Source organism: Pseudomonas sp. ABFPK (assembly GCF_001586765.1).
GTDB classification, from domain to species: domain Bacteria; phylum Pseudomonadota; class Gammaproteobacteria; order Pseudomonadales; family Pseudomonadaceae; genus Aquipseudomonas; species Aquipseudomonas asiatica.
Genome location: NZ_LQXW01000045.1, coordinates 183,674 through 195,648, shown reverse-complemented (window position 1 = coordinate 195,648; position 11,975 = coordinate 183,674). Strand labels below are relative to the sequence as shown.

11 protein-coding genes are annotated in these 11,975 nt (G+C 59.5%); 9 read left to right on the top strand and 2 right to left on the bottom strand.

Annotation, left to right across the window (positions count from 1 at the left end; translation table 11 throughout):
• Entirely contained in the window at window positions 1-1,053 is a 1,053-nt protein-coding gene (locus WM94_RS22910) for an ornithine cyclodeaminase (protein ID WP_013972362.1), read from the bottom strand.
• Window positions 1,054-1,236: 183 nt separating this feature from the next.
• Between WM94_RS22910 and WM94_RS22905 the strand changes: the two genes are divergently transcribed.
• The 3 genes from WM94_RS22905 to WM94_RS22895 all read left to right on the top strand — a co-directional run bounded on the left by WM94_RS22905 (window position 1,237) and on the right by WM94_RS22895 (window position 3,663).
• A complete protein-coding gene (locus tag WM94_RS22905; RefSeq protein ID WP_038409465.1) occupies window positions 1,237-1,659 on the top strand; it encodes an Lrp/AsnC family transcriptional regulator in 423 nt (140 codons plus the stop codon).
• A gap of 344 nt (window positions 1,660-2,003) precedes the next feature.
• A complete protein-coding gene (locus WM94_RS22900; protein ID WP_061552160.1) occupies window positions 2,004-3,419 on the top strand; it encodes an amino acid permease in 1,416 nt (471 codons plus the stop codon).
• 10 nt (window positions 3,420-3,429) lie between these two features.
• On the top strand, window positions 3,430-3,663 hold the full coding sequence (locus WM94_RS22895) for a ribbon-helix-helix protein, CopG family (protein ID WP_038409464.1): 234 nt from the start codon (window positions 3,430-3,432) through the stop codon (window positions 3,661-3,663).
• A gap of 49 nt (window positions 3,664-3,712) precedes the next feature.
• On the opposite strand, the gene WM94_RS22890 is transcribed toward WM94_RS22895, so the two are convergent.
• The gene (locus WM94_RS22890; protein WP_013972359.1) at window positions 3,713-4,690 is read right to left on the bottom strand and encodes a LysR family transcriptional regulator; all 978 of its coding nucleotides are present in this window, start codon (window positions 4,688-4,690) and stop codon (window positions 3,713-3,715) included.
• A gap of 156 nt (window positions 4,691-4,846) precedes the next feature.
• Between WM94_RS22890 and WM94_RS22885 the strand changes: the two genes are divergently transcribed.
• From WM94_RS22885 to WM94_RS22860, 6 genes are all read left to right on the top strand, one after another.
• Window positions 4,847-6,142, top strand: coding sequence for an MFS transporter (locus tag WM94_RS22885; protein WP_038409462.1), 1,296 nt, complete (start codon window positions 4,847-4,849; stop codon window positions 6,140-6,142).
• A gap of 13 nt (window positions 6,143-6,155) precedes the next feature.
• On the top strand, window positions 6,156-6,911 hold the full coding sequence (locus tag WM94_RS22880; RefSeq protein ID WP_013972357.1) for a class II aldolase/adducin family protein: 756 nt from the start codon (window positions 6,156-6,158) through the stop codon (window positions 6,909-6,911).
• On the top strand, window positions 6,908-7,837 hold the full coding sequence (locus tag WM94_RS22875) for a glyoxylate/hydroxypyruvate reductase A (protein ID WP_038409461.1): 930 nt from the start codon (window positions 6,908-6,910) through the stop codon (window positions 7,835-7,837). Before WM94_RS22880 ends, WM94_RS22875 begins: the two co-directional genes overlap by 4 nt.
• A gap of 28 nt (window positions 7,838-7,865) precedes the next feature.
• Window positions 7,866-9,092 carry a Zn-dependent hydrolase gene (locus tag WM94_RS22870; RefSeq protein ID WP_038409460.1) on the top strand — a complete coding sequence of 409 codons (1,227 nt, stop codon included), beginning with the start codon at window positions 7,866-7,868 and terminating at the stop codon, window positions 9,090-9,092.
• Between the two features lie 139 nt (window positions 9,093-9,231).
• Window positions 9,232-10,557: an MFS transporter gene (locus tag WM94_RS22865; RefSeq protein WP_038409459.1), complete on the top strand. Its 1,326-nt coding sequence runs from the start codon at window positions 9,232-9,234 to the stop codon at window positions 10,555-10,557.
• 73 nt (window positions 10,558-10,630) lie between these two features.
• Window positions 10,631-11,938 carry an OprD family porin gene (locus tag WM94_RS22860; protein ID WP_038409458.1) on the top strand — a complete coding sequence of 436 codons (1,308 nt, stop codon included), beginning with the start codon at window positions 10,631-10,633 and terminating at the stop codon, window positions 11,936-11,938.
• Window positions 11,939-11,975 lie beyond the last annotated feature (37 nt).

Genomic DNA, 11,975 nt, shown 5'->3' with positions numbered 1-11,975 from the left:
TTATGCAACGCGTCGGATGCGTTTCTTGGCAGCGCGACCGCGGGTGTGGCTGAACAGATCCTTGGGGTCATCCTCAACCCAAGGCACGAGATCGATCTTCGCTCCCGCACCACGCTGCTCAGCCTGCTGCAGCACGTAGCGCAGTACCGAATAGTCCTCGAGCGCAAAGCCCACGGAGTCGAACACCGTCACCTGTTCAGCGCTCTGGCGCCCTTCCTGTTCGCCCGTTAGCACTCGCCACAGGTCGACGACAGGCGAGTCCGCTTCAAGTTGCTGGATATCGCCTTCGATACGGGTCTGGGGCTCGTACTCCACAAAAACCCTGGCCTTGCGCAAAACGTCGGCATGGAGCTCGGTCTTACCGGGGCAGTCACCACCTACGGCGTTCAGGTGCATGCCCGGTTCAAGCATCTCCGGCGTAATGATTGTTGCATAGGCCTTATCTGCAGTCACAGTGGTGACGATGTCCGCACCCCGCACTGCTTCAGCAACGCTCTGGGCACGCGTGATTTTGAGCTCTGGGTATTCCTGAAGGTTGCGAATCAGCTTCGCGGTGGCGAGAGGGTCGGTGTCGAAGGCGACGATCTCCTGGATGCCGAGATGCTTATGGAACGCCAAGGCCTGGAATTCGCTCTGGGCACCATTCCCGATCAACGCCATCTTGCGAGCGTTCGGGCGAGCGAGAGCCTTGGCCGCCATCAGCGAGGTCGCAGCGGTACGCAGAGCCGTTGCAATCGTCAGCTCGGACAGCAACACCGGATACCCCGTATCGACATCGGCCAGCACCCCGAATGCCATCACCGTGTGGAGATCCTTGAACGTGTTGGATGGGTGCCCATTCACATACTTGAAGGCATATTGGCTGGTATCAGCCACAGGCATCAACTCGATCACCCCAACATCAGAGTGGCTGGCGACACGGGCAGATTTATCAAAGTCCGGCCAACGCTTGAAATCGTCGCGGATAACCTCGGAAAGCTCTCCCAGAAACTGGACTACGCCAATGTCATGAACCAGGTCTGACATCGTTGGAACGTCGATGAAATGCGTCATTGTTATGCACCTTGTGAGTGCGCCCGCTTTCAATCAGTGCATAGCGAGCGTCGAGTGTAAATTCTTGCCACCTCCAAAAGTCTGATGAAATAGTGGTACAAATTGAAGCATACAGGTTGCCATATTTATCGGTTTTTTAGACACTTTGCTCACCCAATCTAGCAGTATGGATAGCGTAGTATCATGGATAGCATTGATCGAGAGCTCATCGCCCTCCTGAGGGACAACGCTCGAACCCCCGTCATGACCTTGGCCAAGAAACTCAAGGTCGCTCGCGCGACTGTTCAAAACCGCCTCACCAGACTGGAAGAGAGCGGTATTATCATGGGCTATACGATTCGCCTGCAGTCAGATGCGATTGAGCGCGGGGTCAGGGCAATCACAAGTATCGGTATCAGTGGCCACCATGCTTCCGAGGTCAAGCACGCGCTGCGCGGGCATCCCAACGTGGTCGCCATCCACACCACCAATGGCCGCTGGGATCTCATGGCAGAGCTTCGCGCCGAGACGCTCGAGGCCTTTGACAAAGCGCTGAACACCATCCGATCCATCCCACACATCGAGAACACCGAGACCAGCATCCTGCTGTCGACCTTCAAGATGTAGGGGAAAGACCTGGCTTTTGCACCATGACTGTGCACCCAATCAAAATGCTCCATAGGGTGCGCAAAGTGCTAAAAGATGCCCTGATGGCTGACATTTTGTAACGTTCCTGTTGACAACTACGGCTGGCAAAATGGCAACTTCCATACCGCCAAGGTGGATGCCAACAAGAAAGACAACCATATAGCGCTTCCAAATTTATTATCTGACAACTTGGTCAGATTATTCTTTCTGGATTTACTTTTCCTCGTCTGCGTATCAACCGACCCATCCGCCTCGTGCCTATAAACAACCTTCCATTAGGAGGGATGGGACAGGTTTCACAGAAAAAGAATAAGAGGTCATTTATGAATCAATCGTGCAACTCGCAAGACGCGACTCATGGCGACGGTCGAACACTTAAGCGACGGCTGGAAAACAGACACATCCAGCTGATTGCCATCAGCGGCGCCATCGGCACAGGCCTGTTCATGGGATCCGGGAAGATGATTGCCCTCTCCGGATCGTCAATCATCCTGGTCTACGCGATCATTGGATTCTTCGTTTTCTGCATCATGCGAGCGATGGGCGAGATGCTCCTCGCCAATCTTGAAATGGGCTCCTTCGCTGAGCTCGTCCACCACCACCTGGGCCCACGCGCCGGCTTCATCCTCGCCTGGTCATACTGGCTCAGCTGGGTGGTCACCGCAGTCGGTGATGTGGTGGTGGTCGCCGGATTTCTTCAATACTGGTATCCAGATCTTCCCACCTGGATTCCGGCATTCGGCGCGATGTTCATGCTCTTGGCGCTCAACATGCTCGCCGTCAAAGCATTTGGCGAGGTGGAGTTCTGGTTCGGCCTGATCAAGATCATCGGCATCGTTGCCCTCGTGCTCACCGGTCTCTACATGGTTGCCACCTCCTACACCTCTCCAGGCGGTGTGACTGCGTCGTTCAGCCACCTGATTGAGCCGGGCGTGATGATGCCGCACGGCGTGCTGGGCTTCCTGGCCGGTTTCCAGATCGCCATCTTCTCGTTTGTAGGCACCGAGCTCATCGGTACTGCTGCAGCTGAGGCCCACAACCCCGAGAAAACGCTCCCCAAGGCCATAAACACCATCCCGCTGCGGATCCTGCTGTTCTACGTCGCTGCGCTCGCCTGCATCATCAGCGTGATCTCTTGGGCCCACGTACCTGCGAACCGAAGCCCTTTCGTCGAGCTGTTTCTGCTGGGTGGCTTGCCAGCTGCAGCCGGGATGATCAACTTCGTGGTGATGACATCTGCGGCCTCCTCGGCCAACAGCGGCGTATACTCAGGTTCTCGCATGCTCTACGGCCTGTCGCACAACAAGCAGGCTCCCCAGTCCTTCGGACGTTTGTCAGGTTCTGGCACTCCCATCCGGGCACTGATGTTCTCCGGCCTGTGCATGACTATCGCGCTGACGTTGCTGTTCGTGATCCCTGACGTCATGGCGGTCTTCACCCTGGTCTCTACCATCTCGGCGGTCATGGTGATCGTGACCTGGTCATTAATCTTGCTGTCGTACCTCGCCTACCGCCGCAGCAGCCCTGAAGCCCATCAGCGATCAACCTTCAAGCTCCCCGGCGGTAAGCTCACTGCGGTGACGTCACTGGTGTTCCTGATGTTCGTCCTGTGTCTGCTGGCACTTGAAGCAGATACCCGCACCGCCCTGTATGTGATGCCTGTCTGGTACATCGGCTTGCTGCTGGCCTATCAGCGCAGCGCGAAGGCATCCGGCCCTGTAGCCGTATCGGCGTTGTGAGGGGGCGCCCGTGAGTTCGACTACAGGCATCAAACTTGACGCGCCGACCAAGGAGCGCATCAGGGAAGCAGCAGGCTCGCTTGACCGGACGCCTCACTGGTTCATGAAAAAGGCCGTGATGTACTGGCTGGAGCGAGTTGAAGCAGGAGCCAGCGTTGCTGACATGCTGAACGAGGTCGAGCTCAAGGACGATCATCGGCTGAACAGCGTACTGACCCGGCAGCGATTGCTGAACGCCGACTAGCAAAAGGTAACGACCGCAGCCAGTGCTGCGGTCGTCTCACTTGGACCCCTCAAACGAGCGAGGCCTGAGCGAGACAGTGCTGAAAGCTCTCCAAGAACACCGTCTCCGCCATGGTCATCCTTTGCTCCCTGTTCCAGAGCAGGTGCAAGTCCACATCGACAATCCCTTCGTAGGGCGGCAGCCGCCAGAGCAAGCCTTTCTCCAGATCCTCATGGAGAAGGTGCTCAGGCATGCAACCCACTCCGTAGCCGGCACACACCAGCCTCTGGACTTCCTCAACGCTCGGCGAGGAAGCAACGATGCGCCCGGTGAAACCATGCTGATCGCGGAACATCGCAAGCGGCGAAAGGTTGCCGCCCAATTGGTCGCTTACGAAGCTCACAAAGTTCTCCCCACGCAGAGACTCGAGGCTGACATCGGTGCGCCCGAACAGCCGATGTCGCACACCACAGAAGAACGCATAGCGCTGATTGAGCAACAGGCGCTGCTCCAGCTTGGGCTGGGGTATACGACACAGGCCAACACCTGCCGTGGCGGTCTTCTGCAGCAGAGAACTGATGATGTCGGCACTGCGCATGACATCAATCTCCAGCTCGACTCGTGGGTGGGCCTCGTGGAAATCCCCCAGAAAATCGTCATATACCCGCGACTGCACGCGACTGACGCTCAGGATCCGCACCTTCCCGACGACCTCATCGCTCTCTTTTTCAACAGCCGCACTGATGCGCGACACGTCGCCATAGATATCGATGGCGATACGCAGCACCTCCTCCCCGGCAGCCGTCAGGTCGAAGCGCGGGCCACCTCGAAGAATGAGGGCACAGCCAAGCTGCTCTTCAAGACGCCTGAGCGCCTGGCTAACCGCTGACTGGGTCACGTGCAACCTTGCTGCAGCCCTGCTGATGCTGCCCTCTTGGCCAATCGCAAGGTAGGTACGCAGCAGGTTCCAGTCCAGGCGGTCGTTCAGAAATCGACGCCCTTCCCATTTGTTGACCAAAGCATCAGATCTTGAAGTTGGCGGATTCATTTACGGGCCCATTAGTAGCGCTGCTAATACGACGGATAAGAATTAGCAAATTGACTAATCATAGCCCCAAGGCGATAAATCTCGAAAGCGCCGAACAGAGCGCGACCGGTTTAGCCAACCCTGCCCACCTGCCTATAACTCTAAGAAGGGCCTTGCATGCATACGTCAAACCAGCCGCGTCGTGCTGCGGCTGCCGCATTTGTCGGCACCACCATCGAGTTCTACGACTTCTACATCTACGCCACGGCGGCTGCACTCGCACTGGGTCAGGTGTTTTTCCCGAGCAGCAACCCCTTGCTCAGCACCTTGGCGGCATTCGGCACGTTCGCCGTAGGCTTCGTTGCCCGACCAATGGCAGGCATGGTCTTCGGCCATCTGGGCGACCGTCTGGGTCGCAAAAAAATGCTGCTGGTCACCATGGTGCTGATGGGCCTGGCCACCACAGGCATTGGCCTGCTGCCCAGCTACGCCACTGCTGGTATCTGGGCCCCCATCGGACTGATTGCCCTGCGGATTGTCCAGGGGATCTCCGTCGGTGGTGAGTGGGGAGGTGCCGTCCTGATGGCCAGTGAGCATGCGCCGGCCAAACGCAAAGTGTTCTACGCCTCGTTCGCTCAGCTCGGCAGCCCGGCTGGCCTGCTGCTCGCGCTGATCGCATTCCGCCTAGTGTCTTCCTTAGAGCCCGAAGAGTTCCTGAGCTGGGGTTGGCGTCTGCCGTTCCTGGCCAGCGGCATCCTGATGCTGGTAGGTCTGGCTATCCGCTTCGGGGTCGAGGAAAGCCCTGAGTTCCAGGCAGCCAAGGCCAAGCAAGAGGTCGTCAAATACCCGGTGCTGGAAGTGGTACGTGACTGCTGGAGACAGATCCTGTTCGCCGCCCTGGCGGTGACCATCGGCTCCGCCGGCTTCTTCTTCACGAACACCTTCATGATCACCTACGTCACCACCTACCAGGGTATCCCTCGAGCAACCATCCTCGACTGCCTGTTCCTGGTGACCATCCTGCAGTTCCTGACCCAGCCACTGGCCGCGCTGCTGGCTGAACGCATTGGCGAAGGCCGCTTCCTCAAGCTGGTAGCCCTGCTGTGCATGGCTGTGCCCTACCCCATGTTCATGCTGGTCGGCACCCATAACCTGGTGTTGATGACAGCCGGCATCGCGATGGCAGTGGTCACGCTCTCGGCACTGTATGCGGTGATCGCCGGCTACATGACCCAGGCCTTCCCTGCTCACTTGCGCTACTCCGGGATCTCTCTGGCCTACCAGTTGATTTGCGCCATCGCGGGGGGCAGCACGCCGATCATCGGCACGTTGCTGGCCGACCGCTTCGCCGGCCAGTGGCTGCCACTCGCCGTGTTCTTCACCGCGCTCTCCACGCTTTCCTTGATCGGCGTCTGTGGCCTCTCTCGCCTGCGTGGCGAGCAGCAGCAACCCACCCCCGCCATCGCTCGTTAAATCAGGAGTTTTCATGAGCAAGCCGCACAACATTAGCGATGTCGAATGGCAGGCACGCTGCGAACTGGCCGCGCTGTACCGGATGGTTGCACACTTCCGCATGACCGATTTGATCGACACCCACATCACCCTGCGTATTCCTGGGCCTGAGCATCACTTCCTGATCAACCAATACGGCGTGATCTTCGACCGGATGCGCGCCAGTGATCTGGTACGCATCGACCAACATGGCAATGTGGTCGACCAGGCCAATGGCGAGCGCCGGGTGAACGCAGCTGGCTTCGTAATCCACTCGGCGATCCACATGGCACGACCGGACATGCACTGCGTGATCCACACCCACACCGCAGCCGGCATCGCCGTCTCGGCTCAGGAGCACGGGTTGCTGCCGATCAGCCAGCACGCGCTGAAGTTCTACGGCAAGCTGGCCTACCACCAGTACGAAGGCATCGCCCTGTCTCTGGATGAACGCGAGCGCCTCATCGCCGACCTCGGCACGCACAAAGCAATGATCCTGCGAAACCACGGCCTGCTGGCCGGCGGAGCCAGTGTTGCCGAGGCCTTCCACGAGATTCACTTCCTGGAGCGCGCCTGCCAGGCGCAAGTACAGGCATTGGCCAGCGGCAGCAAGCTCATCTACCCCAGCGAAGAAGTCTGCCGCCACACCGCCGCGCAGTTCCAACGCGACGAGTCAGCGCAAATCATCAGCCTGAGCTGGAACGCCGCCCTGACCTTGATCGAACACCAACGCGAGTCGTACTGCTCATGAAACCGCTGGTACTACTTTCAACCGACCAGGCACTTCTGGGCCAACTGCAGTCTGCCTTCGCTCGCAGTGCTCCCCAGTTACGCGTAGTGCTGGCCAACGATCCCGCAGCTCAGGAGGCACAGGTAGCCGCTTGCTGGTTCCCTCCCGTAGGCAGCCTCAGCGCATTACCCAACCTGAAGCTGATCCACTCAGTGGCTGCTGGTGTTGATCACCTGGCCAACGACCCGAGCCAGCCAGCATTGCCAGTGTGCAGAGTCGTAGACCCAGCTCACCGCCAAGGCATGGCGGAGTATGTTCGCTGGGCGGTCATCCACTACCACCGGGACTTCGACCGAGCACTTGCCCAACAGCAGCAACAGGTATGGCAACGTCATCCTCAACGCCTCGCTGGTGAATACCGCATCGGCGTCATGGGGCTCGGCTCCCTTGGAGGGGCTATTGCCGGCGAGTTGGCCGAGGCCGGATATGCTGTCCGAGGTTGGTCGAGGAGTGCCAGGCAGCTGAGCGGCGTGCGCACATTCTCGGGCCCAGCGGAGTTCGATCAGTTCCTGGATGGCCTCGACCTGTTGATCAACCTGCTGCCATTGACCGATGCCACTCGCGGCATCCTCTGCCAGAAGACCTTTGAAGCCTTGGCGCCAAACGCGGCAGTGATCAACTGCGGACGCGGGCAGCACCTGCAGGTGGATGATCTGGTCAACGCCGTCAACAGTGGCCGACTGCGCGGTGCGCTTCTCGATGTGTTCGAGAAAGAGCCGCTGCCATTGGACAGCCGCCTCTGGAACACGCCGGGAATCGTCGTCACACCCCACATGGCCTCATGCGCTTCCCACGACTGTATTGCCCAGCAAGTAGCCGAGAACGCTCGACGTCTGGCCTGTGCTGAACCACTCCTGAACCAAGTAGACCCCGCGCTCGGATACTGATCCCACCGCCTGTTTGAGGATTCACATCATGCATACATGCAATGGCACACGGCTGTGGGACAGCCTCATGGACATGGCCAAGGTCGGCCCAACCGCCAAAGGCGGCAACTGCCGCTTGGCACTGTCGAAAGAAGACCGAGACGGACGCGAGCTGTTCGCAAGCTGGTGTCGCGAGGCCGGAATGAGCATCCATGTTGATGCCATCGGCAACCTATTCGCACGCCTGCCAGGTCGGAATGACGCCCTGCCCCCGGTGGTCATGGGCAGCCATTTGGACACCCAGCCGAAGGGCGGTCGCTTCGATGGCATCTACGGCGTACTTGCCGGCCTGGAAGTGGTACGTAGCCTTCAGGACAAAGGCCTGCAGCTCGAGCGCCCATTGGAAATCGCGGTCTGGACGAACGAAGAAGGCGCTCGTTTCACTCCTGCCATGCTCGGATCGGCGGTGTTCACGGGCGAGCTGCCCCTCGAGCAAGCGCTGTCCAGCCGCGATGCTGAAGGCGTCAGCGTTGCCGAAGCGTTGGAGCAAACCGGCTACGCAGGTGAGCTACCTCTGGGCCGTGAGTTCGACGCGTACTTCGAAGCACACATCGAGCAAGGCCCAATCCTGGAAGACGCCGGCCTGCCCGTAGGGTTGGTCACGGGTGGGCAAGCGATCTGCTGGCTGGACATCGAGATCAGTGGCCAGGCCGCTCACGCAGGCACCACGCCAATGCCTCTACGCCGCGACTCCTTGTTCGGCGTAGGGGAAATGATCACCGCACTGGAACAACTGTCACGCGACTTCGCGCCCAAAGGCCTTGTTACCGTTGGCCAATTGCAGATCGCTCGCTCTTCCCGCAACACCATCCCTGGCCACGTGGCGTTTACCCTCGATCTTCGCCACCACGAAGATGCCGCCATCGCAGACATGGAAGCCAGCGCCCGTGCACTCATCGACCAAATCGCCACCAAGCGTGGCTTGGAAGTCCAGATCAATCGTCACTGGCTGAGCCCGGCCACGCCTTTCGACCCGGCCTGCATCGATGCAGTACGCAAAGCCATCGAAGGCCTGGGCTACCCGTACCAGCCAATCGTCAGCGGCGCCGGCCATGATGCGATTCATCTCGCCCGCCACTGCCCGACCACCATGGTGTTCATCCCCTGCGTCGGCGGCCTGAGCCATAACGAAGCCGAAGACGCCTTGCCCCACGACGTGACCATGGGCTGCGACGTACTGCTCAACGCCGTGCTGACCCGCGCCGACAGACGCTGACTTAACCCGATCCACCCAGGCGCCCAGCCAATTCAAGAAAGCTGGGCCCACGGGAACGCTTTGCCCAAAAACAAGAAATAGCCGCTCCGCCTTCAGCTGCCAACAACAACCAGAACCCATCTTTCGGGAGAAAATGGCAATGACCAGCCCTGCGTACACCGAGGTTGCCAGCGCGCAACCACAACGCACCGCCGACATGAAAAAAGTCGCGGTCGCCAGTGTGATCGGCACCACCGTTGAGTGGTATGACCTGTTCCTCTTCGCCACGGCCTCGGCCCTGGTATTCAACAAGATCTTCTTCCCAGGCTTTGATCCCCTGGTAGGCACCCTCCTCGCTTTCGGCACCTTTGCTTCAGCCTATGGCGCCCGGATGATCGGCGCCGCGCTTTTCGGTCACTTCGGTGACCGCCTGGGCCGAAAGTCGATGCTGCTCATCTCGTTGCTGACCATGGGTGCGGCCACCTTCGCCATCGGCCTGTTGCCGAGCTATGAGTCGGTCGGCATCTGGGCACCGATCATGCTGCTTACACTGCGCATCATCCAGGGCCTGGCTCTGGGCGGAGAATGGGGCGGCGCCGTGCTGATGGCGGTGGAACATGCGCCAAAGCATCAACGCGGACTCTATGGCTCGTGGGTTCAGATCGGCGTACCGGCGGGGACGATGCTGGCCAACCTCGTGTTCCTGATGTTCGCCACCACGCTGACCAACGAGCAGTTGCTGGACTGGGGCTGGCGTGTGCCGTTCCTGCTCAGCGTTCTGCTGATCGGATTGGGCTTGTACATCCGCCTCAACATCCATGAGACACCGTCGTTCAAAGCGGTGGAAAATAAAGGCACGCAGGTCAAAGTGCCGCTGTTCGAAGTGTTCCGCAAATACTGGAAGCAGGTAGTCCTGGGTGGTGTGGCAACTATGTCCACTGGCACCTCCTACAACCTCATCGTGGCCTTTGGCCTGACCTATGGCACCCAGACCTTGGGCTTCACACGTGGAGAAATGCTCACGGTAGTGCTGGTTTCCTGCGCTGCCTGTATCGCTATGCTGCCGTTCTTCGGCGCCCTCTCCGACAAGGTTGGCCGCAAGCCGATCATTATCGGCGGGATCATCGCCGAGGCACTCGTAGCCTTCCCGATGTTCTGGCTGATGGATTCCAAAGTTCTCGGCCTGGCGTTTGCCGGTTACATGCTGATGATGACGGCATTCGCGGCCAACTACGGCCCCATTGCCACATTCCTCGCGGAGTTATTCGGCACTCGAGTTCGCTACTCGGGCCTGTCGATCAGCTACATGCTTTCCGGCCTGCTCGGAAGCGCCGCAACGCCTCTGGTTACCACCGCATTGCTGTCGTGGACTGGCAAAGGCTCATCGATTGCCTGGTACATGATCGGCTCAGCCGTTGTTTCTCTGATCGCGCTGCTGCTACTCACTGAGACCTTCAAACGGGATATCGACCAAGCACGGCAGTAATTCCGTGCTGTACCCCCGAGTTTCTCTCGCCAACCAGGCGAGTGTTTCCTACTTCCGTTTGAAGAGTTTCCAGATGAAAAAATACCTGATGAGTGCAGGCGTTTTCGCCTTGTCCCCTTTCGCTCAAGCCGATCTGGTGGGCGACAGCCATGCGAACCTTGGCCTGCGCAATTTTTACTTCAACAACGACTTTCGCGACCAAGCCGGTAGCCTCGGCCAAAGCAAAACCGAAGAGTGGGCCCAGGCCTTCGTGCTCGACTTCAAATCCGGCTACACCGAAGGGCCAATCGGAGTCGGCCTGGATGCCCTAGGCTTGATGGGCGTGACGCTTGATAGCGGCGATGGTCGCCACCGGGGCAGCAGCATGATCCCCGACGAAGGCAGTGGCGCGTCCCAACAGTGGAGCCGCCTGGGCCTGACACCTAAGCTGAAAGTCGCCAACACCGAACTGCGATACGGCACGCTGATGCCCAAGCTGCCGGTGCTGACCTACAACGATGGTCGCCTGCTGCCCCAAACGTTCGAGGGGGCCCAGATCACCTCAACCGACCTGGATGGCCTGACCCTTACCGGCGGGCGCCTCAATCGTGCTACGGGCCGTGCCTCCAGTGACCGTACTGGATTGGCCGTAGCCGGCGGCACCCGTGAGAGCGACCAGTTCCTCTTCGCGGGTGGCGACTACCGGATCGGCAAACAACTCACGGCGCAATACTACGTTGCCAACCTCGAGGACTATTACACCCAGCACTTCGTTGGTCTCACCCACACGCTTCCACTCTCCGAAGGGCAATCGCTGCGAACTGATCTGCGCTACTTCCGCACCTTCGCCGATGGAGCCAACGACTCTGCTGCTGGTCGCGCAAGTGGATACCGCGTGGGCGGTTACACCGAGGACGGTGACGGCAAGATCGATAACCACACCTGGAGCGCAGCGCTGACCTATTCCGTCCAGGGCCACGCGCTCATGGCCGGCTATCAGGAGGTGTCGGATGGAAGCAACTTCGTCCAACCGAACCAGGGCTCCCTCAGCGGCAAGGGCGCAGGTGGTGCCAGTGTCTACCTCTACACCGACCGGATGCTCGCGAGCTTCAACCGAGCGGGCGAGCGTACCGCGTTTGCCCAGTACAGCTATGACTTCGCCGCTGCCGGCGTACCTGGCCTGAAATTCTCCCTGATGTACCTGAAGGGTGAAGACATCCGCACCACCAGCGGCAATGACGCGTCCGAGTGGGAACGGGATGTGGGCCTGGACTATGTCGTGCAGGACGGTGCGCTCAAAGGCCTCGGCCTGTCTTGGCGCCATGGATTGCTGCACTCCGAAATCGACCCCAACCAAGAGCAGAACCGACTCATCGCCAGCTACACCCTGGCGCTCTTCTGATCTCTGACCACGTGCTGCCGGCGAGCCGGTGGCACAT

What these genes read in the sequence shown, in the direction of transcription:
- WM94_RS22900 (WP_061552160.1), top strand. Translation starts at nt 2,004, where the DNA reads ATGAATCAATCGTGCAACTCGCAAGACGCGACTCATGGCGACGGTCGA.
- WM94_RS22905 (WP_038409465.1), top strand. Translation starts at nt 1,237, where the DNA reads ATGGATAGCATTGATCGAGAGCTCATCGCCCTCCTGAGGGACAACGCT.
- WM94_RS22875 (WP_038409461.1), top strand. Translation starts at nt 6,908, where the DNA reads ATGAAACCGCTGGTACTACTTTCAACCGACCAGGCACTTCTGGGCCAA.
- WM94_RS22880 (WP_013972357.1), top strand. Translation starts at nt 6,156, where the DNA reads ATGAGCAAGCCGCACAACATTAGCGATGTCGAATGGCAGGCACGCTGC.
- WM94_RS22865 (WP_038409459.1), top strand. Translation starts at nt 9,232, where the DNA reads ATGACCAGCCCTGCGTACACCGAGGTTGCCAGCGCGCAACCACAACGC.
- WM94_RS22860 (WP_038409458.1), top strand. Translation starts at nt 10,631, where the DNA reads ATGAAAAAATACCTGATGAGTGCAGGCGTTTTCGCCTTGTCCCCTTTC.
- WM94_RS22890 (WP_013972359.1), bottom strand. Translation starts at nt 4,690, where the DNA reads ATGAATCCGCCAACTTCAAGATCTGATGCTTTGGTCAACAAATGGGAA.
- WM94_RS22870 (WP_038409460.1), top strand. Translation starts at nt 7,866, where the DNA reads ATGCATACATGCAATGGCACACGGCTGTGGGACAGCCTCATGGACATG.
- WM94_RS22885 (WP_038409462.1), top strand. Translation starts at nt 4,847, where the DNA reads ATGCATACGTCAAACCAGCCGCGTCGTGCTGCGGCTGCCGCATTTGTC.
- WM94_RS22910 (WP_013972362.1), bottom strand. Translation starts at nt 1,053, where the DNA reads ATGACGCATTTCATCGACGTTCCAACGATGTCAGACCTGGTTCATGAC.